This window comes from Psychrobacillus sp. OK032 (assembly GCF_900111345.1).
Taxonomy (GTDB): domain Bacteria; phylum Bacillota; class Bacilli; order Bacillales_A; family Planococcaceae; genus Psychrobacillus.
Genome location: NZ_FOGY01000008.1, coordinates 106,582 through 132,105 on the forward strand (window position 1 = coordinate 106,582; position 25,524 = coordinate 132,105).

At 37.1% G+C, this 25,524-nt stretch carries 25 protein-coding genes and 1 pseudogene; 3 read left to right on the forward strand and 23 right to left on the reverse strand.

The features are described 5' to 3' along the window. Positions 1-637: 637 nt before the first annotated feature. From BMZ04_RS15715 to BMZ04_RS15725, 3 genes are all read right to left on the reverse strand, one after another. Complete coding sequence (locus BMZ04_RS15715; RefSeq protein WP_177184469.1) at positions 638-1,576, reverse strand: D-alanyl-D-alanine carboxypeptidase family protein; 939 nt, start codon at positions 1,574-1,576, stop codon at positions 638-640. A gap of 74 nt (positions 1,577-1,650) precedes the next feature. Then, positions 1,651-2,238, reverse strand: a complete 588-nt coding sequence (gene scpB / locus BMZ04_RS15720; RefSeq protein ID WP_093273257.1) for an SMC-Scp complex subunit ScpB — start codon at positions 2,236-2,238, stop codon at positions 1,651-1,653. Next, positions 2,210-2,989, reverse strand: coding sequence for a segregation/condensation protein A (locus BMZ04_RS15725; protein WP_093273262.1), 780 nt, complete (start codon positions 2,987-2,989; stop codon positions 2,210-2,212). Before BMZ04_RS15725 ends, scpB begins: the two co-directional genes overlap by 29 nt. Before the next feature lie 54 nt (positions 2,990-3,043). Here BMZ04_RS15725 and BMZ04_RS15730 point away from each other — a divergent pair, with 54 nt between their 5' ends. Continuing rightward, entirely contained in the window at positions 3,044-3,550 is a 507-nt protein-coding gene (locus tag BMZ04_RS15730; protein WP_093273774.1) for a DUF309 domain-containing protein, read from the forward strand. Positions 3,551-3,804: 254 nt separating this feature from the next. Here BMZ04_RS15730 and BMZ04_RS15735 read toward each other — a convergent pair whose 3' ends face one another. From BMZ04_RS15735 to BMZ04_RS15790, 12 genes and pseudogenes are all read right to left on the reverse strand, one after another. Further along, on the reverse strand, positions 3,805-4,164 hold the full coding sequence (locus tag BMZ04_RS15735; protein WP_093273267.1) for a GNAT family N-acetyltransferase: 360 nt from the start codon (positions 4,162-4,164) through the stop codon (positions 3,805-3,807). Between the two features lie 212 nt (positions 4,165-4,376). Beyond that, a complete protein-coding gene (lysA, locus tag BMZ04_RS15740; protein WP_369802676.1) occupies positions 4,377-5,693 on the reverse strand; it encodes a diaminopimelate decarboxylase in 1,317 nt (438 codons plus the stop codon). 69 nt (positions 5,694-5,762) lie between these two features. Further along, complete coding sequence (locus tag BMZ04_RS15745; RefSeq protein WP_093273779.1) at positions 5,763-7,181, reverse strand: spore germination protein; 1,419 nt, start codon at positions 7,179-7,181, stop codon at positions 5,763-5,765. A gap of 26 nt (positions 7,182-7,207) precedes the next feature. Continuing rightward, positions 7,208-7,993, reverse strand: coding sequence for a SigF/SigG family RNA polymerase sporulation sigma factor (locus BMZ04_RS15750; RefSeq protein WP_093273270.1), 786 nt, complete (start codon positions 7,991-7,993; stop codon positions 7,208-7,210). Next, a complete protein-coding gene (gene spoIIAB / locus BMZ04_RS15755; protein WP_093273274.1) occupies positions 7,993-8,439 on the reverse strand; it encodes an anti-sigma F factor in 447 nt (148 codons plus the stop codon). The genes BMZ04_RS15750 and spoIIAB overlap by 1 nt, the downstream gene beginning before the upstream one ends. Further along, on the reverse strand, positions 8,429-8,785 hold the full coding sequence (locus BMZ04_RS15760) for an STAS domain-containing protein (RefSeq protein ID WP_093273279.1): 357 nt from the start codon (positions 8,783-8,785) through the stop codon (positions 8,429-8,431). Before BMZ04_RS15760 ends, spoIIAB begins: the two co-directional genes overlap by 11 nt. A gap of 981 nt (positions 8,786-9,766) precedes the next feature. Continuing rightward, positions 9,767-11,056 (reverse strand): thymidine phosphorylase, encoded by a 1,290-nt coding sequence (locus tag BMZ04_RS15765; protein ID WP_093273282.1) that lies wholly within the window; start codon positions 11,054-11,056, stop codon positions 9,767-9,769. Between the two features lie 20 nt (positions 11,057-11,076). After that, positions 11,077-12,255 (reverse strand): phosphopentomutase, encoded by a 1,179-nt coding sequence (gene deoB / locus BMZ04_RS15770; RefSeq protein WP_093273287.1) that lies wholly within the window; start codon positions 12,253-12,255, stop codon positions 11,077-11,079. Positions 12,256-12,476: 221 nt separating this feature from the next. Further along, positions 12,477-13,655: a glycosyltransferase family 4 protein gene (locus BMZ04_RS15775; RefSeq protein WP_093273291.1), complete on the reverse strand. Its 1,179-nt coding sequence runs from the start codon at positions 13,653-13,655 to the stop codon at positions 12,477-12,479. Between the two features lie 97 nt (positions 13,656-13,752). Then, positions 13,753-14,754 (reverse strand): LTA glycolipid anchor biosynthesis glycosyltransferase, IagA/BgsA family, encoded by a 1,002-nt coding sequence (locus BMZ04_RS15780; RefSeq protein ID WP_093273296.1) that lies wholly within the window; start codon positions 14,752-14,754, stop codon positions 13,753-13,755. Positions 14,755-14,777: 23 nt separating this feature from the next. Beyond that, positions 14,778-15,395, reverse strand: coding sequence for a TVP38/TMEM64 family protein (locus BMZ04_RS15785; protein ID WP_218145527.1), 618 nt, complete (start codon positions 15,393-15,395; stop codon positions 14,778-14,780). Positions 15,396-16,225: 830 nt separating this feature from the next. Continuing rightward, positions 16,226-16,454, reverse strand: a pseudogene (locus BMZ04_RS15790) (tyrosine-type recombinase/integrase); the annotation flags it as partial. Between the two features lie 251 nt (positions 16,455-16,705). Between BMZ04_RS15790 and BMZ04_RS15795 the strand changes: the two are divergent. Beyond that, positions 16,706-17,329 carry a transmembrane-type terpene cyclase gene (locus BMZ04_RS15795; RefSeq protein ID WP_093273300.1) on the forward strand — a complete coding sequence of 208 codons (624 nt, stop codon included), beginning with the start codon at positions 16,706-16,708 and terminating at the stop codon, positions 17,327-17,329. 67 nt (positions 17,330-17,396) lie between these two features. On the opposite strand, the gene xerD is transcribed toward BMZ04_RS15795, so the two are convergent. The 4 genes from xerD to BMZ04_RS15815 form a co-directional block, all read right to left on the reverse strand. Then, positions 17,397-18,299 (reverse strand): site-specific tyrosine recombinase XerD, encoded by a 903-nt coding sequence (xerD, locus tag BMZ04_RS15800; protein ID WP_093273305.1) that lies wholly within the window; start codon positions 18,297-18,299, stop codon positions 17,397-17,399. 453 nt (positions 18,300-18,752) lie between these two features. Further along, positions 18,753-19,193 carry a ferric iron uptake transcriptional regulator gene (locus tag BMZ04_RS15805; RefSeq protein WP_093273310.1) on the reverse strand — a complete coding sequence of 147 codons (441 nt, stop codon included), beginning with the start codon at positions 19,191-19,193 and terminating at the stop codon, positions 18,753-18,755. Between the two features lie 86 nt (positions 19,194-19,279). Continuing rightward, complete coding sequence (locus BMZ04_RS15810) at positions 19,280-19,747, reverse strand: hypothetical protein (RefSeq protein ID WP_093273315.1); 468 nt, start codon at positions 19,745-19,747, stop codon at positions 19,280-19,282. Between the two features lie 56 nt (positions 19,748-19,803). After that, positions 19,804-20,346, reverse strand: a complete 543-nt coding sequence (locus BMZ04_RS15815; protein WP_093273784.1) for an NUDIX hydrolase — start codon at positions 20,344-20,346, stop codon at positions 19,804-19,806. A gap of 69 nt (positions 20,347-20,415) precedes the next feature. Here BMZ04_RS15815 and BMZ04_RS15820 point away from each other — a divergent pair, with 69 nt between their 5' ends. After that, entirely contained in the window at positions 20,416-21,318 is a 903-nt protein-coding gene (locus tag BMZ04_RS15820) for an aldo/keto reductase (protein WP_093273319.1), read from the forward strand. 181 nt (positions 21,319-21,499) lie between these two features. Here BMZ04_RS15820 and BMZ04_RS15825 read toward each other — a convergent pair whose 3' ends face one another. From BMZ04_RS15825 to BMZ04_RS15840, 4 genes are all read right to left on the reverse strand, one after another. Then, positions 21,500-22,168 (reverse strand): HAD family hydrolase, encoded by a 669-nt coding sequence (locus BMZ04_RS15825; protein WP_093273324.1) that lies wholly within the window; start codon positions 22,166-22,168, stop codon positions 21,500-21,502. 14 nt (positions 22,169-22,182) lie between these two features. After that, positions 22,183-22,590, reverse strand: a complete 408-nt coding sequence (locus BMZ04_RS15830) for a DUF4181 domain-containing protein (protein ID WP_093273329.1) — start codon at positions 22,588-22,590, stop codon at positions 22,183-22,185. Between the two features lie 183 nt (positions 22,591-22,773). Then, positions 22,774-24,897 (reverse strand): ATP-dependent Clp protease ATP-binding subunit, encoded by a 2,124-nt coding sequence (locus tag BMZ04_RS15835; RefSeq protein ID WP_093273334.1) that lies wholly within the window; start codon positions 24,895-24,897, stop codon positions 22,774-22,776. Between the two features lie 365 nt (positions 24,898-25,262). Further along, the gene (locus BMZ04_RS15840) at positions 25,263-25,514 is read right to left on the reverse strand and encodes a YqkE family protein (protein WP_093273339.1); all 252 of its coding nucleotides are present in this window, start codon (positions 25,512-25,514) and stop codon (positions 25,263-25,265) included. Positions 25,515-25,524 lie beyond the last annotated feature (10 nt).

Here is a 25,524-nt window from a genome sequence, read left to right on the forward strand (position 1 = left end):
TTGTGCATAGCAACCATTTCTTAAAACAACTGGTTTACTTGGAGTGAGAAGACAGCGAATACGAAGCTTCGTTCCAATAACTGGTTGAATAATACAAAATATGCAGCGAACTAGACAAGATTATCTAAAGACAGCATTTTCTACTTTGCTATTGTATACGTTGTGCCAATGCTACTCCATGTTGCGCATATCCTCTGCAATGTTGCAAGAAACACTTAAAACGTTGCAAATGGTTGCTTTCGACAATGTATTGGTTGCTACCAGGAGTAGTTTGGTTGCTTACTGAATAAGTTTAGTTGCTTTCGGTGGCCAGCTAGTTGCTCTTAGCCATTTCTGGATTCACTAGGTTGAAAATTTCAAAATATTAGGAGTGGCGGAGCTTATAAATCTGACCTCTGTTAAGTTTAGATAATGACTAGATAGCAGGCTCTCCATGGATTGCAGCGAAAGGGCGGCGACTCCTACGGGATGAGTGAGAAGATGAGACATCGCAGGCGAACGCGCAAGCGTCGGCGATGGCTCATCGCTCACCCCGTGGAAAGCGTCCGCCCTGCAGCGGAAATCGAGGCGGCACCCTTATAAAACGCTCTATTTATAAAACATATGGGGTGTGACGTTGTGTCACACCCCATACACTTTATTTTATTTTCTTCACATTAAATCGTAAGGCTATTTGATCGTCGATGGTTACATTCCACAAATACGGACTTGATATAGTAGATTTTCGTGGGATTAGTAGAACGTTCTTTAGTTTTTTTCGTTCTTCATTGTTTAATAAAAGATAATGATCGTCTTCCACTTCAATGACCTCTTTTTGGAACACGCTATACTTTCCTTTTTTCACAACTTTCACAGAATCATAGTTTGCAAATACTTGTTCTGCAAGCGATTTATGATATGCCCAGTCATTGGAGTGATTCAACGTAACGACGACAATCTCTTTTTCATCTTCTTTGAAATAAGTAACAAGCGTTCTTCCTGCTCGTTTCGTGTATCCAGTTTTTCCCGCTATAGCTGTTTCACTTTCATGTATTAGTCGATGCTTGTTATTCCACCGAACATTACGCTCTTTCGGTTGATAGCTTTTCGCTGAGGCAATTTTTTTAAACTCTTCGTTTTGAAGCGCTAGTCGAAACATATTCGCCATATCATAAGCAGATGCGAAATGGTCATCATGATGGAGCCCGGAAGGATTGGTAAAATGAGCATTGTTTAATCCGGCAAATCGAAACTTTTCATTCATCAAAAGCGTAAATCCGTCGATGGATCCCCCCACATGTTCTGCTAGCGCATACGCCGCATCATTTCCGGACTGTAGCATAAGACCATGCAATAAGGAGTTCACCGTCCATACTTCTCCAGGCTTTAAATATAAAGAGGACCCTTCTTGCGTGGCGGCAGCTTGGGAAATAGTGATTTGATCTTCTAAGGAAGCATTATCCAAAACCGTTAAGGCAGTCCATACTTTCGTCAAGCTTGCTATTGGTAATTCCTCATATTCATTACTACCTTCTAACAATCTCCCTGTTTGTACATCAATTACTGCATGGGAGGAAGAAGCTTCCGCGTCACTCACTTGCCAAAATAGAAAAAACAGAAAAAATATAGTTATAATTTTATAAATAGAAAATACTCCTCTTTAAATTATTTCTATCCTTCAAATGTTTCTTGAAACTTGGTCAGGAACAAGTCCGAGTCTTCCATCTCATCCACTGAGATATCTTCTGGAAGTGGTGGTAAAGCGCTTATATCTTGTAATCCAAAGTATTGAAGAAATTCCGTTGTTGTACCATACAATATTGCTCTCCCTGTACCATCCGCACGCCCAACTTCTTTCACTAAGCCTTTTAAGGACAACGTATGTATCGGTCGTTCTGATTTCACCCCTCGAATCTCTTCAATTTCTACTCTTGTAATGGGTTGTTTATATGCAATGATTGCTAATACTTCAAGTGATGCTTGCGAAAGAGATTGTGTAGTAGGATTTTCTACTAACTTCTGAATACTATTTGCATTCACTTGTTTGGTCACTAACTGAAAAGTACCAGCCAATTGCTTGATCTCGATTCCTCTGTCTTCGCTTTTTTCATATGTCTCCATCATTGTTTCGAGCGTTAGTCCAATTTGTTCTTCTGTTTCACTTGTTAAAAAAGCTAATTGTTTTTTCGTTAATCCATCTTCTCCACTTACAAACAATAGACTCTCAATATTACTCATCAATTTCGTCTTCGAATTCACTTTCTAAATCTTCCTTTCGCAAAAGAACAAATAAATCATCAAAATTGTTATTTTGCTCTACTCGCACAATTTGGCGTTTCATGAGCTCTAAAATGGATAAAAACGTCGTTACGATCGTGGATTTATCCATAGTTGGAAAAAGCTCATAAAAAGATAGCCTCCCTTTATTTTGCTTTAAAGTTGTTATGACGCTTTTCATTTGATCTTTTATGGATATTTCTTGTTTACTTACTCGTGTGTGTAGTGGAGCGTTTAGCTGTTTTCTACGTAGCATTTTTTGAAATGCACCAAGCATGTCGTACACATTTACGTCCAGTTCGAATAATGCAAGCTGTTTATTATTTTGCAATTCACTTAAATCGGTTGGTGGTCTTGTATAAAATTGATTACGAGTTTCCTCCATTTCTTGCAAACTAACTGCAGCTTCTTTGTATTTCTTGTATTCTATTAACTTCAGTACTAACTCGTCCCTTGGGTCATTAATATTAATATCAAAATCATCTTCCATTTCGTCATCCTGATGGATTGGAAGAAGCATTTTACTTTTGATAGATAGTAGTGTAGCTGCCATTACTAAATATTCACTAGCTTCATTGAGCTCCAAAACACTCATTGCATGCACATGCTCCATGTATTGGGCTGTAATTTCCGCCATTTTTATATCATATATATCTATTTCCAAACGATTTATTAAATGTAATAATAAATCAAGGGGTCCCTCAAATGCTTCTGTTTTTACTTCATAAGACATATTACTCCACCTATTATCGGTTTTTAACATCATTATAGAGGAAAGGTGATTGCAATGCATCCTACATTCCATCCTAATTTTGTCCAATTTATTAAAGAATTTAATGGTACGAACGATTATTTCGAGTGTCACGAACTATTAGAAGACTACTGGAAAGAAGTGGCACCAAAGAGTAAACATCACCCATTAACAGCTTTCATCCTATTATCTACATCTATGTACCATTGGCGTCGGGGTAATATTACGGGAGCGATTAAAACAATGAATGGTAGTATGAAACGATTCTCAGCAACTTCTCCATCTAACTATTACGAAACAATCAACTACGATAAACTTATGCAAGATGCTACCCATTCTATTAGTTTGATGAAAGAAAGAAAAGCATTTCAGCAATTCAATATTGAACTAATGAATGAGCAATTACAACGATTAGTAGATGCACTTGGAATAACATTTAGCGAAGATTTACACTTTCTTACTCATAAGCATATGCTCAGAGACCGCTCAGAAATACTAATCGAGAGAGAAAGACAAAAAGAAATGCGTAAGCGCCTGTATTAGAGGAATACTGTCTAAGTTCGCGACATCGTGTCGCAACGACTGCATGACCTGCATCCTGCTGGTCCCCGTCAAGCAAATGGGGATAAGGGGTAGGTCTGCAAAGTGCGCCACATTCTGTGGCAATGCAGACATGACCCGCATCGTGCGTGCCCAGGAGGCAGCTCTCCAGCCACCGATGCTATTTCACATTTGACCTCGAGGGGCTTTGCTGCTTGCGTCTGGACAGAAAAAAAGAAGAGATGACTTAATATAAGTCAATCCTCTTCTTTTTCTATTTGGCATTTTTCATAGAAAGACTTGATTTCTTCAGTTGGTTGGATAGACGATGTATGTAAAATAGATGAAAGACTTTGAAGCATTTCTTTTCCAATACCTTCTCCGCGATGGGAGGGATTGACGGAAAGATGCTGAATAATTCCATCCGTATTATTCATGCGAACGCCAACTAATCCTACTAAATCTTCATTCTTTTTCCACAAAAACAAATGCCAATCTGGATTCGTTTCATACTTGTGAATCGTTTCTAGTAACTTTTTTACGTCTTTTTCATGAGGCATAAATGATAGAAGACCCATAGAAATTTTTTCGAATGCTTTTTTATACCGTAGCAACATAGTTAAAACCCTCTTTTAGTTTCATCACTTCTAGATAAATAGGAAGTCTCTCATAAAATAAGATTAAAATAATCATTATAATCGTACATCACTTTTGGTCAAATTACAAATTAGCATTTGGTGCTACAAAGATCCAATAAACTACTCCCCATACAATTCCTATTATTAATAGCATGAGAAATAAAATACGATTTGGTTTTTTCAACTTACCTTCACTCCTTTTCCATCGTTAGAGGAAGGTCAAGATGAACAATATCTTCTAGTGTTTCTCTTCTAACAGCTAATTGATGTTTTCCATTTTCCACAAACACTACTGCGGGTCTAGTTAGGCGATTGTAATTACTTGCCATTGCATATCCATAAGCACCGGTACAGAACATCGCTAAAATGTCTCCTGGTTCTGCTTTTGGTAATGTAATATGTTCAATCAGTTTATCGCCAGATTCACAACATTTACCAGCAATCGTATATGCTTCATCTGCTTTTTCGTCCAGTTTATTTGCAATGACTGCATCGTACAGTGCACCATAAAGGGCAGGTCGAATATTATCCGACATTCCACCATCTACAGCCAAGTAGTTACGAACGTCTGGTACTTCTTTTTGGGAACCGATTGTATACAAAGAAGTTCCTGCATCTCCTACAAGCGAACGACCTGGTTCGATCCAAATTTCAGGCATTGCAAAGTCTGTTTCAGCAATTAGACCTTTTACGACCATGATCATTTCTTTCACATAAACAGAAGGTTCAAGTGGCGTATCTTCTTGCGTATACTTAATGCCAAAGCCACCGCCTAAATTTAATACGGTACACTCGAAATCATAATCATGATGCCATTCAATCATTTTTTTTATTAATTTTTCAGCAGCAACTTTAAATCCGATTGTTTCAAAAATTTGAGAGCCAATATGACAATGAAGGCCAAGTAATTGAATATAATCATCTTGATACACTTGCTCGAAAGCAAGATCTGCTTGTCCATTCATCAAATCAAATCCAAATTTTGAATCTTGTTGTCCAGTTGTAATATAGTCATGTGTATGTGCTTCTACCCCTGGAGTGACACGTAAAAGTATATTTACTTTTTGGTTGTGTTCTGCAGTTAGTTGTTTTAGTAACTCGATTTCATAGAAATTATCTACAACGATACAGCCGATATTATGTTCGATTGCTAGCAATAGTTCTGCTTTGCTTTTATTGTTTCCATGAAAATGGATTCGATCTACTGGAAATCCGGCTTTAATCGCTGTATATAACTCTCCGCTAGAAACTACATCAAGCGACAAATTTTCTTGTTTCATGACTTGATACATAGCCACACTAGAAAAAGCTTTACTCGCATAAGCAACTTGCGCAGGTACATTTTGTTCTTGGAACGTCTGGATAAATGCACGGGCACGCTCTCTTATAAGCGACAAATCATAAACGAATAAGGGTGTTCCGTATGTTTTTGCTAAATCTAAGCTATCAATTCCACCTAGTACTAAATGACCTTTTTCATTTACTGCATGTGTTGATACCATTACCAATTAAATCGCCTCTTTTCCTCTTTCGCTATAGAAACTTTACCACATTAAAAGAGGAGATTGCAATGGGATTCATGACCGCTTGCGATCATACGATCTAGTAATAAACGGGCGTTTGGCATCAACTGGCATAGGAAAACGAATAACGGTTCGCAAAAATGCTACTGGAAAAAAAGGAATTGCCGGCCACAAATAAGGGACATTCATAGGTTTTAATGAACCAACGTACCAAAGTAAGCATACAATTGCGATAAAGAAACCATTTACCCCAAACAATGCAGTACTTAGTAGTATAAACGTTCGAAAGATTTTCGTCGTAATACTAAGTTCATACGAAGGGATTGAAAAAGTAAATATCGCTGTGATTGCTGTATATAAGATTACTTCTGGAACAAATAATCCTACATCTACCGCCATTTGCCCGATGACTAATGCGGCAATAATTCCCATCGCCGTCGATAAAGGTGTGGGCGTATGAATGGCTGCTAGCCGCAAAAATTCAATCCCCACATCCGCAATGAGTATTTGTAGTAAAAGTGGAATTTCTCCTAATTCTTTAGGTCCAAAGAAGTCGATTGATTTCGGCAAAAATTCCGGATGCTTTGAAAGTAAATACCAAAAAGGAAGTAAAAATAAACTTAACGCTACTCCAACCAAACGGATCCAACGCACAATTGTACCAATGAAAGGAGCCTGCCTGTATTCCTCAGCATGTTGCATATGGTGAAAAATAGTCGTTGGTACAATAATGGCAGATGGTGACGTATCAACAACAATCACGATATGCCCTTCTAACAAATGAGCAGCGGCTATATCAGGTCTTTCGGTAAATCGAACAAATGGTAATGGATGAAATCCTTGTTTAAACAACCATTCTTCTAGTGCTTTATCGGTCATTGTAAAGCCATCGTGCTTTATTTTACTTAGCCTATCTCGAATTTGCTTCAAATTTTCTTCATTTGCAATGCCTTTTATATACGAAATTGCAATGTCTGTTTGACCTAAATTCGATACTTGATGTAGTTCAAACTTTAAATCCGGGTCGCGAATCCTTCTGCGAATAAGCGCAGTATTTTGCACAATATTTTCCGTAAATCCATCCCTCGAACCCCTAACAACTTTTTCATTGTCCGGTTCTTCAGGACTTCTTCCTGGATAAGACCGGACATCGATTGTATAGACAGAGCCATTTTCTAAGATGAATGTTACTTGTCCACTGAGTAATGCAACTAGCCATTTCTCTTTATCATCATATTGTGTTATCGAATAGTAGGGAAAATAATGTTCGATCACATTATTTTCATCGAGTGTTCCTTCTTGTAATTCTACCTGCGCATTCGTAAGTAACTCTGTCAGGACCAGGCCATCAACTAATCCATTAATATACACAAGCAATACGGGAAATTCATACAAATGCGTATGCAATGTTCCAAAATCGTACGATTCGTTTACGCCGAATTTTTCTTTTAAATACGATTCTGCTTCAGACATACTTGAAAATAAAGGTTTCGTTTCAATCACCTATCTTTAGCTTTTGATTGCTCTTCAAATCCGGCTGGAACAAGCCATAATTTAAGCTGGCTTAATATTTTCTTCTCGAGTCGTGACACTTGTACTTGCGAAATACCGAGTCGCTCGGCAATATCACTTTGTGTACAGTCTAGGTAATATCGCAAGTAAATAATCATTTGTTCTCGTTTATCTAGTTTTTCCACTAGTTCTCTTAGTGGAATATGGTCAAATGACTTCTCCGAGCGTTCATCTTTCATCTGATCCATCAATGTAAGTGCATCACCACTTTCATTTTCGTACAATTGCTCTTGTAGGGATGCAGGATCTCTTAATGCATCGGCAGCCATAACTATTTCTTCTCTCGATACTTCTAAAATACTAGCTAGTTCAAGAATCGTTGGTTGACGTTCGTGTTTTTTCAGAAAATCATCTGTTGCATGACGAATTTTAAAATTTAACTCTCGAATAGAACGACTGATTTTCACCATTCCATCATCTCTTAAAAACCGCTGAATTTCTCCAATAATCATCGGAACTGCATACGTAGAAAACTTAACTTCATATGCCAAGTCAAATTTATCTACCGATTTCATCAGACCAATACAACCAATTTGAAACAAATCCTCTAAATCCGCTCCTCGTGAAGCAAATCGCTGCACAATTGACCAAACTAACCGAGTATTTCCTTCTATCATTTGCTGCCTTGCCTGTTTATCACCAGCTTGCGATAGTGCGATGAGTTCCCTCATTTTTTCTTGGGTTAATAAAGCCGACGTCTTATTATTCATCATTAGACAATCCTACTAGATTCTTGAATTGGCACAAATCGCTTCGTAATAGTTACAGTCGTCCCCCTATCAGGAATTGAGTATATCTCCACATCGTCACTAAAGCTTTCCATAATTGTGAACCCCATTCCAGAACGCTCTTGCTCCGGCTTCGTTGTAAACAGTGGCTCGCGAGCCTGGCTTACATCTCGAATGCCACGACCATAATCCACAATCGATACGATAATTTCTCTATCTACACGTTGCGCATGAATTTCTATTTTTCCTACTCCATCTTCTTCATAACCATGTACAATGGCATTCGTTACCGCTTCGGAAATTACTGTTTTAAACTCGGATAATTCTTCGATAGTTGGATCTATTGCTGCGATAAAACTGGACATTACCATTCTCGCTAATGCTTCATTCTCACTTTTTGCTATAAAAGATAGTGTGATCTCATTGTCCATAAACAATTCCCCCTAACTTTGACATTATTTCAATTTCTGATTCGTTATAAATATAGGGACTTAATCCTGCAAACTGAAAAATTTTCTTCATGGTCGGTGATGGATTAACGATAATCGTTTGTCCTTCGATTGGAGCAAGCTCACGCATTCTTCCGAGAATAAGCCCTATGCCGGAACTATCCATAAAATTTAAATCTTTTAAATTCCAAACTAATACTTTAATAGACCCATTTTTAATCAGTGGCACTATTTCATTTCGAATATCTGTCGTACTATGATGGTCTAATTCACCTTTTAATCGAATAATAATAATTTCGTCTCCAACTCTTTCTACTTCATGTATCATAAAAATCGCCTCCTCTGATAGCGCAATTCTACATGAACAGATGTTATTCCTTGCGCTTGACAAAAGTAGAAGAAATGATATCTTATTAGTCGATTTTCGACAAAGGGCTGCTCGTTATAAGTATGGGATAATTAATCATTTTTTAATCAAAAAATAGGCATCTCGTAAAAGTTTTTATAAACCTTCACAAGATGCCTATTTGTTTATATAAAATATCGGATGCACATAGGGCTATTGTATACAGATTGGGGCATCTGAACATTGATATATCGTGCGATCATACAAGCGTCGCATCCGCCCATATATCCTGCCTATACGACCATAAAACTACGACATCCGATCATTAATAAATCGAGCGATCATATAAGCGTCGTATCCGCCCATATATCCTGCCTATACGACCATAAAACCGCGGCATCCGATCAATAATAAATCGAGCGATCATATAAACGCCGCATCCGCCCATATATCCCCCTTATACGCACATAAAACTACGACATCCGATCAATAAAAACTATCCGATCATACAAGCGTCGTATCCGCCCATATATCCTGCCTATACGACCATAAAACCGCGGCATCCGATCAATAATAAATCGAGCGATCATATAAACGCCGCATCCGCCCATATATCCCGCCTATACGACCATAAAACTACGGCATCCGATCATTAATAAATCGAGCGATCATACAAGCGTCGTATCCGCCCATATATCCCGCCTATACGACCATAAAACTACGGCATCCGATCATTAATAAATCGAGCGATCATACAAGCGTCGTATCCGCCCATATATCCTGCCTATACGACCATAAAACTACGGCATCCGATCAATAAAAAACTATCCGATCATATAAACGCCGCATCCGCCCATATATCCTACCTATACGAGCATTAACGGCTCCTATCCGCACATAAATATTTCCCACAAGAAAAAAGCAGCCAAATTACAAATTTGGCCGCTTACTTTTTAATGAATATTACATTATCTTCAAAATAGACTTATTCTTCACTGATTTAGCATCCTTAATCGAATAAGCTTCTTCAATTAATCGGATAGACTCATCAACTGCATCTTTATTAGAATACAGAACTGCTAAAGTATCACCTTTTTTAATTGGTTGCCCGGTTAGTGCTACTAATTTAACGCCAGCGTCAAAATCTAGCACATCAGCTTTCGTCAAACGACCAGCGCCTACTAAAAGAGAGGCTTTTCCGATAAGTTCTGCGTCTATCAAACTAATATACCCATCTTGCCCAGCTTTCACTTCGATCTCATGCTTCGTAGTTTTGGCATGAACATCAGAAGCATCTCCACCTTGTGCAGTAATAAACTCTTTAAACTTAGCTAATGCTGCACCGTTTGAAAGTACTTCTAATACTTTCTGCTCGCTTGCCTCATCACTGGCACCAGTAGCGAGTTGATACATTTTAGAAGAAATCGCGATAGTTACATCCAAAAGGCCTTGTTCACTTTCTTTATAGTTGCTTAGGAAATCATGCGCTTCCGCAACTTCTAGCTTATTTCCGATATTATGACCAAGTGGCTGATTCATATCAGTAATAACGACCGCCACTTTTCTGCCTAAACTCTCACCGATTTGGATCATAGTTTCGGCTAACTCAGAAGCATGCTCTAAATCCTTCATAAATGCACCTTTACCGCATTTTACATCGAGAACGATTCCATCGGCACCGCTCGCTATTTTCTTGCTCATTATAGAAGATGCGATTAATGGAATACTATCAACAGTACCCGTCACATCTCGTAACGCGTAAAGTTTTTTATCAGCAGGTGTTAAATTACCCGATTGACCGACAATCGCAATTTTATGTTCATTTACTTGTTTAATAAATTCATCCGCTTCTAATTCCACATGAAAACCATCGATAGATTCTAACTTATCTACCGTACCACCAGTAATTCCAAGACCTCTACCGCTCATTTTGGCAATTGGAATATTTAATGACGCTAAAATTGGTGCAACAAGTAAACTTACTTTGTCGCCGATTCCACCAGTACTATGCTTATCCACTTTAAAGCCTTCGATACTTGTAAGGTCAATAACATCGCCTGATTCCACCATTGCCTTCGTTAACCAAGCTGTTTCGTTTTCATCCATTCCATGAATGAGAATTGCCATAAGCATGGAACTCATTTGGTAATCTGGCACTTCATCGTTTGTATATTTCGCTATCATATATTGTATTTCTTCTTCTGTAAGTGAATTGTTTCGTTTTTTCTTATCAATCAATTCGAGCATATTCATCTAATTCCCCGCCTTAACTTTTATATTAATGAAGATAAAAAACTTTTCCCAAATGCAGTTTTAGCAACGCCAAAGTTGTCTGCGATCGTTGCGCCAATATCCGCAAATGTCGTGCAAAGTTGTAGCTCTTTTATTTCTTTTAATGCTGGAGAATAAAGGATCAACGGAACAAATTCGCGTGTATGATCCGTTCCTGGCATAGTTGGATCATTCCCATGGTCCGCAGTAATTATAAGTAAGTCTTCTTCTGTTAACTTCGGTAAAACTTCTTTTAAACGAGCATCGAATGCTTCTAGCGCTTTTCCGTATCCGATTGGATCACGACGGTGTCCAAAAGAAGCATCGAAATCTACTAAATTTAAGAAGCTAATGCCAGTAAAATCTTTATCTAATGTTGCGATAAATTTATCCATGCCATCCATATTGTCCGTTGTGCGTTCTGTCGAAGTAATTCCTTCTCCATTAAAAATGTCATCAATTTTACCGATTGCTAAAACGTCAAATCCGGCATCTTGTAATTCATTCATCGCTGTACGGCCAAAAGGTTTTAACGCATAATCATGACGATTCGACGTACGAACAAAGTTTCCTGGCTGTCCTTTAAATGGACGTGCAATAATTCTACCAACTAAAAATTCCTCGGAAAGTGTCAATTCTCTTGCCACTTCACAAATATGATAAAGTTCTTCTAATGGAATAATTTCTTCGTGCGCAGCAATTTGTAAAACTGGATCTGCTGAAGTATATACTATGATTGCTCCAGATTTCATATGTTCTTCGCCAAGTTCATCTAAAATAGCTGTACCACTTGCTGGTTTATTACCAATTACTTTACGTCCTATTTTTTCTTCTAATGCCGTAATTAGTTTTTCCGGAAATCCATTTGGATATACTTTAAAAGGCGTATCAATGTTCAGCCCCATAATCTCCCAATGCCCTGTCATTGTATCTTTCCCAACAGAGGCTTCTTGCATTTTCCCAAAGTACGCAGTTGGGGTTTCTACACGGTCAATCCCTTGAATCGTGTCGATATTGCCAAGACCAAGTTTTTGCATCTCTGGCATGTTCAGTCCATTCATTTTCTCTGCTATATGTCCTAAAGTATGCGATCCTACATCTCCGAAAGCAGCAGCATCAGGTGCCTCGCCGATACCAACGGAGTCCATTACGATAACATGAATACGTTTGAATTTGCTCATTTTTTTGCCTCCTACTATTTTCTTCTAGTTTACCAAAAAAATCAGGAAAGTACAGGTCAGACCTCTGACTTATTTTCAAATATTATTTGTACCCATTATAACAATATTTGTCTACAAAACGAAATAAACAGCCAGTTACCGGTAAAATACCGGTTACTGGCTGTAAAAAAGTGGTTTCAAAAAGTATAAATGAACACTCTTGCTCATCTGTCAAATCAATATTATGAGGCATTGTACATTTTATTATACTCAACAAGTAAAACATCATACATGTTCTCAATTGCCTTCGCAAAATAGGTGGCTGAAAATCTTTCGACTGATTGGATAGCGCCAAGTGATAAACGTTCTTTATTACTTTTGCTATATAAAATACTATCTATAAATTGTAAAAAATCATCCGCTTCATAAAAAGCGTAGCCATTAACATCATTCTGAAGCACTCCGTCTAAACAACGATCTGCTTTTGCTACAACCGGTAGCGCTGAAGCTAATGCTTCAATGTAAGTAAGTCCTTGCGTTTCACTCTGGGAGGCACTGATAAAAACATCACCTAATTGATAGTAAATACCGATATCATCCCATGGTCTTTCCCCTACAAAGATCGTTTGTTTATCAATACCTAACTGATTCGCAAGCACTTCCAGATTGCTTCTTTCCGGACCGTCACCGATCAACACAAATTTTACATCTGCATTACTGGTCAAATAGGATTTCAATGATAGCAATAGTTCAGCAATATTTTTTTCTTCTGATATTCTTCCAATGTAAAGTAGCACTTTATCTTTTTCTTCTATTTCTAAATCCGCACGTAGCTTTTGTACTGTAGCAGATTTTTTATTGTTTTCGGAGAATTTTTCGAGCTCAATGCCTGTGGGGATAATAGATATAGATTGCTCTACATTATAATCTAACAATAAATCCCTCACCTTTTCAGTTGGAACAATCACTCGATCGACTGAATTACAAAAGTTTGCACTTATTTTTCTGGCAGTATTTTTTGCTATAAAATCTAACATTCTAAACTTTACGATATAATGTGTGTAATCCTCATATATAGTGTGGTACGTGTGTAAAAGAGGTATATTAAATTTCCTCGCAATTGCCCTTCCGAAAATTCCTAACGAAAATTCGGTATGTGTATGAATAATATCCAGATCTAGTGCCTTTATGAATCTCACTAATCGTGGATGGTAAAACATTCCTAAACGTCTTGCACTTGCAAATGGAATACTCGGCATTCGATATACATTTTTCTCATTATCTCCTGCTTTTGGATCAGTTGTTGTAAAAACATATACTTCATGGCCAAACATTTCAAGATTTTCTTTAAGTATGAGAACAGAATTTGCGACCCCATTTACTTGGGGGTAAAATGTATCGGAAAAAAGACCAATTTTCATCTTCCTTACACCTTCTTCTTGACTGATAATTAAAGTATAAAGTTGAAATGTAAAGCAAAAGCTAATACTATTTATTTTTTTTGTAAATTCAATCAAATTAATGCATAAGCAGCTTTCTATATTCGTTACCTAGTTGCTGTCCTATTGTTTTAATATCCCTTTCTGCGACGACCTCATAGCCGTGTTCGACTAAAGATGGCAATTCTTTATCCAATATCCCTTTTATTGTCCACCTAAATTGTTCAAGGAAATTACCTTTATATACATTTTCCTTATCTTGAAGCCAGTTTTCATAAATCGGAATATCCCTGATTAAAACGGGTATCTTCATAGCTAATGCTTCTAACAAAACAATTCCCTCTGTTTCTTCATGGGTAAGAAATAAAAACAAATCACTTCCACTGTATGCATTTCTAAGTTCTTCTCTACTAACATAACCAGGGAAATGTAAGTTTGGTAATTTTGTTTCTACTGCTTTTTTTACATGGATAGATACTGTATTAATATTCGTATATCCAAACCAGATAAATGTATATTCGGGCAGTGATTTTGCCAGTTCAACAAAATCTATAATTCCTTTTCTCTCAATATATAATCCAACTGAAACAATCACTTTATCATTTTCGTTTAGTTGGTATTTTTCTCTAAAGCGTTTGCTATACGCTTCATTCTTCGAAAAATATTCTAAATCTATTCCGTTTGATATATTGACAATTGGATTCTTTAATCCATATCCTTCTAGCAACCTTTTAGAATAGTTCGTTGGTGTGATGATCAAATCCCCGCTATCATAACATCTCATTAGCCATTTTTTAAACAAAGGCGCTAATAAATTGGAGCCACGGAAAGAATTTTTAAAGTCCTCTTCTGTAGAGTGAGCATGATATACGACCTTCTTACCGCGAGCTTTAGCAACTTTACTCATCCATAGCGAACTTGGAAAAACGGTATTTATATGAACAATATCAAAATCCTCTTTATGATTCATCGTACAAGGAATATTATTTTCTTCTAAAGCTTTCTGTTGGTGATAGATGGCTCTTCCTACACCACTTTTTTCTACCATCTTCAGATTTTTAGAATACAATAAAACTTTCATAAGTTACCTCGTCTTTCGGATTTTTATTTCATAAAGTCAATCAGATACTGTATTACAGCTGTCATTCCTAAGCTATAAATAGCAATTGGCATGGGCTTTCCTAATAAAATGATGACCATGAATTTACGCAACTTCATTTTCGTTAAACCAGCTATATAACAAAGTAAATCATCTGGTGCTACTGGAAATAAAATAGCATAGACAAATATTCTTTCAAACCTTTTTCCTTTGTTCACCCATCCAATATACTTTTCAAACGATTTTTCGCGTACAACACCCTTCACAAACTGCCGACCGTATTGTTTGGCGAGTATAAAAACGATGATCGAACCTATGCAAATACCAATATAGTTATATAGTAATCCTAGCCACGGTCCAAAAATAATAACTCCTGCAACACAGCCAATAGCCCCGGGCAATATAGGTATAATTACTTGAACTATTTGGATCAATATAAATATGACTGGAGCCCAAATACCAAAACTAACGATATAATCCCTAAACTCATCCGTTGAGTTAAATAATCCATTCATATATCCATAGACTAAAAAAATCCCAACTGAAACCAAGCCGAAACAAGTAAAAGAATTCATTAAATAATTAGTTAAGTTCTTCGTACCTTTAGATTTTAATACTTCCATCGGACTTCCTCCTTAACTAATACTGCTAACCTTATTTGTTTTCTTCTACTTAATATGCAACAAATTGTCATCTTGCTGAATTGAGACTAGTCTATAAATTATATTCGCTTAAGGGTGGTCAAACAATCATAGTATTGTAAAAGTATTATTATGTTTTATATAAGAAATTTACGGAATATTAATATTCATGGAGGAAAAGTCAATTAACTGCAAATGGGGAGTATGACAGAAATGATTCTGTTCTAAGTAGATAGGGCATCCGAAAATACATTTCCGGATGCATAGAGTTGTATATCAAATTCGGCAAGGACCACCACTTCGCATTCCGTGGGCTTGGCTTCAGCCTCAGGCCAACACGAGGTTGGTCATGAAGGCGCCTGAGGCCCACAGGACGTGGGTCATGCTACTGCGGTTACTCGTCGCAGAAAGACATTGCAATCGTTGCCGTAGTATACGGCGAATTTAGATTGCCTTCCATTGGACGCGGTGTTCTTATCCTTCCTACCTCAAGCTTTCCTGCGGGGGTCTTCGTGGTGTTCCTTGCCTTATAAACACTTCCTTATAGATATCCACTATCATTATTTTATATTAATATTATTCATTCGTAACCGTTTTTAACATACTTTTGTTGTTAACCTGGGCATCCAGCATCGGATGCTTTTTCGCTTTTTTATATAGTAGATGCTATTTATTATTTTTTTGTTCCACCGATTAAATCACACCCGCTTCAGAAGAAATGAATTCAGCTTATCCAGCATCACCAAATGCTTTTGAATAGCATAGCGCCATCCGGACTGAGGGTTATGCGAAGTCCTGTCATCCACTTTTTCTTATGCTCTAGGATGAAACTGTTTAAAACCTCTTTCAAGCGTTTTTACTCATATGTGTGTAAATTTGTGTAGTAGAAATATCTGAATGCCCTAGCATCTCTTGAACTGCTCTTAAGTTTGCTCCATTTTCGAATAGATGGGTTGCAAACGAATGTCTAAGTACATTTAGTGTAATGTCTTTTTGGATGCCCGCGTTCATCACATGCTTATTTAATAGTTTCCAAATACCTAGACAAAAATTGAAAAGACTCATTTAACTACTATACGATGAACCGTATCATAAATTAAGGAGACTGTTAAACGGGACCTCACCATAACATAAACTTGACGAAATGCTCGCCATTTTATCAAGTCCAATTGGTGTTTAACCCCCTTTTTAAATAAACTACTTTTGACATAAACAATGAATTTGTATTCATATAATGTCAGAGGAGAGAATAACTTTTTTATTGTCACTAATGTTTATAATGGGGGAAGTATATGAATAATCAAGAGGATTTTCTTTCGATTTTACAATTAGGCACCGGCCTGTTTTGGATCATTACATATATACTTATTATAAAACGTGGATTTCAAGATAAGAAATATGGAATGCCAATGGTAGCAATTTGTGCAAATATATCATGGGAATTCATCTTCTTATTCATTTTTCCAAATGATGATCGGCAAAAATTAATCACAAGCGCTTGGTTCGTACTGGATATTATTATTTTGATTCAATATTTAATCTTTGGCCGTAAGGAATTCAAAAAATATATTTCAGTAAAGCTTTTCTATTCATCTTTTTTCATAACACTAGGAGTAAGCTTTCTAATTATTATTGCTATGACACTTGAATTCAATGACGTTGAGGGAAAATACGCTGCTTTTTCACAAAATTTAATGATGTCCGGACTGTTTATCTCTTTATTATTAAGTAGAGGTAACTCGAGCGGTCAATCTATATACATCGCGGTTTTTAAAATGCTTGGGAGCTTATTAGCAGCTATTGCATTCTTCATATATTTTAGAACGTACTTGATTACGATACTCTCTGTAGCTACTTTATTTTATGATTTGATTTATATTGTTCTTTTATGCAAGTTAAATAGAAAAAGAGCATAAGAGTGGTAGGGTTCTCATTAAATTCTAAAATTACGTGAGAACCTAGCACTCTAAATCCAAACACCACTCAAGCCCGTGGATGAAACTGTTTATAAACTTCTTTCAAACGTTTTTTACTTACATGTGTATAAATTTGTGTGGTAGAAATATCAGAATGCCCTAGCATCTCTTGAACTGCTCTTAAGTCTGCTCCATTTTCGATTAAATGAGTGGCAAATGAATGTCTGAGTATATGTGGTGTTATGTCTTTTTGTATACCTGCTTTCATTACATGCTGATTTAGCAGTTTCCAAATACCTTGTCTTGTTAAACGTTTACCTCGTTGACTGATAAAAATAGCATCTGTTCGTTCCGCTTGTTTTAATAGTTTGGGTCTTGCTTCTTCTAAATACCTCTCACAAGCACGTATCGCCGCACCGCCAAGCGGAATAATTCGCTCTTTACCACCTTTACCGAATACTCGAACGAACCCCATTGTTAAATGTAAGTCTTCTAAATCTAAATTTAAGCATTCGCTTATCCGCATACCACTTGCATACATTAACTCAAACATTGCTAAATCACGGACACCTTGTGGCTTCCCCAAATCAATACTATTTAACAAATGCGTTAACTCTTCTACCGATAAAAAATTGGGTAGCTTTTGTTCAATTTGTGGAAGCTCTAAATGAATCGTCGGGTCTTTAGTTGCCACTTTTTCACGTAGTAAAAACTGATGAAATGATCGAATGGAAGAAATATGTCTTGCAACCGTGCGCGCAGACTTACCTTCTTCTTTTAATTTCCGAAGATGAACCAGGATGTGCTGTCGCTCGATAAGATCTAAACTATGTAGTTGCTGCGTCTCTAATACTGACTGTATGTAATCGACTAAATCTTTTTCATAAGAAACTAATGTGTTATCCGCTAACTGGCGTTCAATTCGTAAAAAATGTAAATAATCCTCTAAATGCACTAATCCGTTTTTCAAAAAAAGACCTCCTTATTAAGAAAAGTGCAAGCACCCCTCTAAGTTATACTGTGATTTCTGCGGGGGGAGCATTGAGCCATTACCGTAGCTAAAACGTCAGTTGTGATATCTCATCTTTCTCTCCAGAGGAACGAGTGCGCCACATCAAAAGGAAGGCAATCTAAAGTTCGCCGCGCCCTGCGGCAACGATTGCAATGTCTTTCTGCGACGAGTAACCGCAGGAGCGTGACCAACATCCTGTTGTCCTCCGCTAGAGTCGCCGCCTTTCACTACAATCAATTGGGTAGTACCCAAGAATAAGATTTAATGTAGGCTATCGCTATGATGATAGAATGAGTTTAAGCATTTTTTACAGGATAAAGAGTATATAAACTGGAGCTTTAAAATGTATTTATCTACCAATCCAATTGCTACCTATGAAAAAAAGGATAGCAAATAGCTATCCTTTTTTGGTTATTTATCTTGGCAGCGATGACATACCCCGTGAAACGTTAAACGATGGTCTTTTATTTTAAAGTTCCATTTATTTTCAACAATTGCTTCCACGTCTTCTAGTAAATCCTCTTGAATTTCATCTACTGCACCACATTCAATACATACTAAATGGTGATGGAAATGCGCTGCCCCTTCTTGTCTTAAATCATAGCGGGATACGCCATCTCCAAATTGAATTTTGTCCACTACGTTCAATTCATTCAATAATTCGAGTGTTCGATAAACTGTTGCGAGTCCGATATCCGGTGATTTCTCTCTTACTAATAAAAATACATCTTCTGCACTTAAATGGTCTTCTTCATTTTCTAGCAAAACACGAACCGTCGCTTCTCGCTGCGGCGTCAGTTTATAGCCCGCACCAGATAATTGTTTTTTAATACGATCAATACGGCTTTCCATATGACGCCCCCCTAAACTTCTTTCATTATACCAAATAATGAATTCTCATTACAAGACATTCACATAATAATAGTTATTATAAAGAACTAATTATTATATAATACAAATGGTATAAAGAAGAACTCTATAATAATAACAATTATATAGAAGGAAAGCGAGAACACATTGACCCGGTTTGCAAGTGCTAGGAGAAGTAAACAATAGATTAATTGAAATGGAAACCACCAAAATACATAAGGAAATGTAGATTCCTGTGTTTGAAGCAAGTAACTAGAGGCAAACCCGTAAAACGTAATTCGAAAAGCACAAATGATTAAAATGAATTTGCGCAAATAACGATGCTGATAAAACAAAAAGAATACAACAGCAATCATTATATGCGGAAAAATAGTTTCCAGAAAAGTAGGCTGTTCTAATAATAGAACACGAGCGTCCAGGAGATTAATAATCCATTGCTGCTGTTCTGGTGTACTTTTTTCAAAGAGATATAAACCACCTATAAAGCTAAAAACGAGTACGCATAGTGAAATGAGAATAGTATAAGACTGGTTCAAGTTGGAACACCTCCCTATCTATTCTCATCATATGCTTGTACTACATTCAAAGATGTCTATTTCAAGTAGTTTTTTAACCAAAGAAATGCAAAAGCAGTCTTCGCATCATATATTTGTTTACTAGAAATCATAGATTCCATTTCGTCTACTGAAACAGACATCAATTCGACAAATTCATCCTCATCCAAATCTGCCTTGTCATCTACCTTCACGATATTTTCTGCTAAGTAAAGATGGATAATTTCATCCGCGAATCCTGGAGATGTAGCAAATGATTGAAGATATTGTAATTTGTTTGTCGTATACCCTGTTTCTTCTTCTAATTCTCTTAATGCCGTTACTTCTGGCGCTTCGTTCGGTTCAATTTTTCCAGCTGGGATTTCAATAATCGAACGCTCTAACGCTTTTCGATATTGTTCGACTAAAATGATCTTTTTATCTTCTGTAATCGCAATAATTGCAACTGCTCCTGGATGCTTCACTATTTCTCTTTTTCCAGTTTTCCCATTCGGTAATTCTACGGCATCTACTTGTAAAGATATGATTCTACCTTTAAATATTTGCTCTGTTTGAATAGTTTTTTCCTCGAATTTCTTCATTTTTTCATTTCCTTTCATTTGAAACTGTCTTTCCCTCATTGTACCATGGAGGAAAGGACGTGATACATTTTGAAGAAAAGACAATTAGGGAAAAGTGATTTATTTGTTTCGGAAATAGGTTTTGGTTGTATGTCACTACCAACCAATCAAAAAGATGCAGATAAAATATTGCAAGTCGCGCTCGATCACGGCATTAATTACTTTGATACAGCAGATCTATACAATCATGGGGAAAATGAAAAAATCGTGGGAAATGCACTGAAAAGTAATCGGGAGCAGGTTATTTTAGCAACAAAAGTCGGCAATCGCATGAACAATTCAGGAGATGGCTGGTCATGGGATCCTTCGAAAAAATGGATAACAACAGCTGTGCATGAATCATTAAAACGGCTCCAAACGGATTATATTGACGTGTACCAATTGCATGGTGGCACAATGGAAGATGATACCGATGAAGTGATCGATACGATGGAATCGCTGAAAAAAGAAGGGGTTATACGGGCATACGGCATTTCTTCTATTCGCCCTAATGTGATCAATCGTTTTTTAGCGAAGAGTAATGCAGTTTCTGTCATGATGCAATATAGTTTACTAGATAGAAGACCGGAAGAATGGCTACCATTACTCGAGGAACATCAGGTTTCCTTACTTAGTCGTGGCACGCTAGCAAAAGGGTTATTAACTGCAGAAGGTCTAATTCGGGCCAATAACACAGGTGAGTATTTGACCTACTCCAAAGAAGAATTGCTGAAAACGAATGAGCAATTGCATGCATTGGATGCACCAATTACCGCGCTTGCGCTTCACCATGTATTAGAGCGAAAAACAACGGGTTCTATGATTATTGGTGCAAGTAGCACGGAGCAACTTATAGAAACAATAGAAGCATACAATACGGATGTTTCCGAGGAAGTTTTATTAAAGGCTCGTGAGATTACGAAGCAAGATATGTATACAGAGCATCGGGCTTAACGATATGAAACCGCTGAATGTGGGAGTTCAGCGGTTTTTGTTAGCTTGCAGGATGGATCTTGCGGTTTGGACGAGGTATTTTGCGATTCTAAGCCTGGATCTTGCGATTTGAATATGGGATCTTGCGATTTGAAGAGACTATCTTGCGATTTGCATGTGTTACCATGCGATTCGAAGAAAACTACCCCATTTTTAGCTGTTGGATAAGCTTCGGAAGCTCTTCTAAATCATCCACCACGAAATCCGTATCAAACGCATCCCATTGAAAATCTTTTTTCCAAATCCCTTTCATGCCCACATACTGTGAAGCCATCACATCATTTTCCGGGTGGTCTCCAACAAATACAGCTTCACCAGGCGTTATATTCAACCTCTCTAATGCTCTTTCAAATATTGCAGGATCTGGTTTTTTAATCCCTTCTGTTTCGGATACTAATATTGCATCAAAATACTTTTCAATGCCTAAAGCTACTATATTATCCATTTGAAACTGACCAAATCCATTGGTGATCATTCCTAGTACTAAGTTGTTACTTCTCAATTCCTCTAGCATACTATGAAGATTCGGAAAAGGAACGCAATGATGCTTAAACTCACTTATATAATCTTGTAACAAATACTCCCAATCTATGTTTACAATATTGTATTCTTCCACTAATTGTTGATACACTTTATCTTTCCAAACATATCCACGACTATCTAACTCTATGAATCTTGTCATATATTTCTCTCTAGGAATATGCCCTAGATAGTTACTTAATCTGTCGTATTGACTATCAATAAATTTCTTCACTGATTCATCCCGGTCTAGTAAAGTTCCATCTAAATCAAATAATACAGCTTGAATCATACATATCCCCCTCGTTAATCAATCAATCCCAAAAAGTTTGTCTGAGCAAACACAAAAATAATAATTATTATTAAAAACATTTCACTCAATGTATAAATATAATCTTTTCGATTAATTGCATATTTCCACTCCATAAAAGCACGTACTAATTGGTCTATGACAAAATAGATCATTAAAACACCTAAAAAGTACCACGGACTTTTTGCTAATTCAGGAGATTCAAACTGCCTCATGTTGAAAACGATGATTATTACTAGGAACGTAATACTTAATATCCCCCCAATTTTTTTATGCAAATCATTTACATAGCTATTGGAAAAAGAACTTTTCTTATCTACTTTCAGCACCTTTGTTATAACTTTATTAAAAATAAAAGTTAACACAAACATGGCAACTAAGAGTAGGATAATCTTTACCCACACTATTTAAAATCCCCTTCCATTAGTGGTAGTTATTTCTATCTTTTTTATTCAGTGTAGCATAATAATCTGTTTATTTTATCTAATAATTCAATTAGTTTAAGTGTATACCTGGTTAGACCTCTTTTTCTAATAGTTCCTTGTAAAAACACCCCCTGAAAAAGTTTCAGGGGGTGTTAGACATCTTTATGCTTTTCGAACAACAATTTCTTCATCTACAACATCTACACGGACCTTTTCAATATGTTCTTCTTCCAGAATTAGATCTGTTAATGGATCCTCAATTTTGTCTTGAATTACTCTGCGAAGCGGTCGAGCACCGAACCGTTTGTCGTAACCTAGTTTGACCAATGCATGTTTTGCTTCCAACGAAATCGTCATATCAATATCATTTTCCGCAATCGTTACTTGTAAATCTCCAAGCATCAAGTCCACGATTTCAAGTAAATTTTCTTCTGTTAGTTCATTGAAAGCGACAATCGCATCGAAACGGTTGAGAAATTCTGGTTTGAAATAAGCACCTAGCGTTTCTAGCATGTTGACAGATTCATGTGCTGTTTGATTGAACCCTACACTTACTTTTTTGTCGCCTGTTCCAGCGTTACTCGTCATTATGATGACTGTATCTTTGAAGCTGACTGTTCGGCCATGCGAATCGGTTAATCGACCATCTTCCATTATTTGCAGGAACATATTTTGTACGTCTGGATGCGCCTTTTCAATTTCATCCAGTAGTAAGATGGAATATGGATTACGTCGAACATGTTCTGTCAATTGACCGGCTTCCTCATGCCCTACATAACCTGGAGGAGAACCAATAATTTTAGACACTGAATGCTTCTCCATATATTCACTCATGTCGAGACGGATTAACGTATCGCGTGAACCAAATAGTTCCTCTGCCAGCACTTTTGTGATCTCCGTTTTACCGACACCAGTAGGACCTACAAATAAGAAGGACCCAATTGGGCGATCTTTAGATTTGAGCCCTGCACGGCTACGACGGATGGCTTTGGCAATTTTATCGACCGCATCTTCTTGGCCAATCACTTTTTTACCGATATTTACAGCGATTCCCTTCATTTTAGCTTGTTCCGCCGCTTGTAGTTTTGTCACAGGAATTCCTGTTTTTTCTTCTACTATCAATTCAATATCTGCAACCGTCACCTCTACTTGAGGTGTATCCCCATTTTGTTTTGCTTGCTCCAATTGTTTACGCAATTGGATTTCTTCAAAGCGTAAATTTGCTGCTTTCTCGTAGTCTTCCTTTTCTGCCGCTTGTTCTTTTTGTTGAATGACTTCGTTAAGACGTGTTCCAATTGACTCCAAATCGACTGTCGTAAGTGTCAGATTTAACCTTGCCCCTACCTCATCCATTAAGTCGATTGCTTTGTCTGGTAAAAATCGATCTTGAATATAACGCTGCGATAAAGTTACAAAAGCTTGAATTGCCTCATCCGGATAGCGCACTCCATGGAAGTTTTCATAACGATCTTTAATGCCCTTTAAAATATGAATCGTATCTTCAGTAGAAGGCTCTTTCACAATAATTGGTTGGAAACGGCGCTCAAGAGCAGCGTCTTTTTCGATTTGACGATATTCTTTCAACGTCGTTGCACCGATAAGTTGCAGCTCCCCACGTGCTAAAGCGGGTTTCAAAATATTTCCGGCATCCATTTTTGAACCTTCTGCTGTTCCTGCCCCAACGAGTAAGTGAATTTCATCGACGAACAGAATCACGTCTTTTCGTGTTTGAAGTTCTTCAATCAATTGTTTCATTCGCTCTTCGAATTGCCCTCGAATACCGGTGTTCGTTACGAGTGACGCGACATCTAACAAGTACACTTGTTTATTCATCAATTTCACTGGTACATCGCCTTCGTGGATTTTCACCGCAAGCCCCTCGGCAATGGCTGTTTTACCAACACCAGGTTCTCCGATTAAGACCGGATTATTTTTATTTCTTCGATTTAACGTTTCCATAACACGCTTTACTTCTTGATCGCGTCCGATGACCGGATCAATTCGTCCTTCTTTGGCATCGTTTGATAGATTTTTACCAAGTTGGTCTAACAAACCATTGCCATGATGTTCCTCTGCCTGTCTTATTTTTGTTCGTGCCTGAGGACCGCCATTTGCTTTGAAAAAATGTTGTGCATCATTGCTAAATGACGGCATTTTTCCTGCACTCAATTGCGCTTGAATATCTTGAAAACAAGCGTGACAAAGATGCATTTGCATCCCTTGGTGATTTACCTGCACTCTAAGATTCATCGTTGCGTCGTTTTTACCACAATGTTGACATTTCATATTCCATTTCCTCCTTTTAATAAATATTTGACTTTGACTATCTTTAACCTTTGAGTTTAGTATACACTGACCTATTTTGACTTTCAAATAATATGCTTTGGATTTTGCCGTTTGTTAAATGAGCTAGATATTGTTTTAAAACAGAGTTGTTTCGCAAAAATCTGGTCATAATTAAAAGCAGTCCACTCGTCACAAAAGAATTATGGTTACCCCTAGTCGGGCAGTCTCAGTACATATTATTCATAAAATAATATATTCACTAGCCATATTTCTGCCGGAGATTTCAACACTGTTTATAATAAATAAAAAACTGCCCAGAAATCTGTAAATTAGATTTCTGAGCAGTTTTTTTAATTGTAGTACTACTAAAACTTAGAACCACCATATCCATACTCATCAAGTAGCTCTTCAAATGATTTATTTTTTTCTTTCTGCTTTCTTTCAAAAGCAAGCTGTGCTTGTCTTTCTTCTTCTTTTGCTTGCTCTTCTGCTACTAGTTGTTTCTTTGTTTCTTTTAATTTATCCAGCACATCGGAAGAAAGCTGATCAAATAGACCATTTCCTTCTTCTTTTGTTGCTACTGGCTTAACTTGCTGTTTTTGTTTTTTCTTTGCCAAATGGTTCACC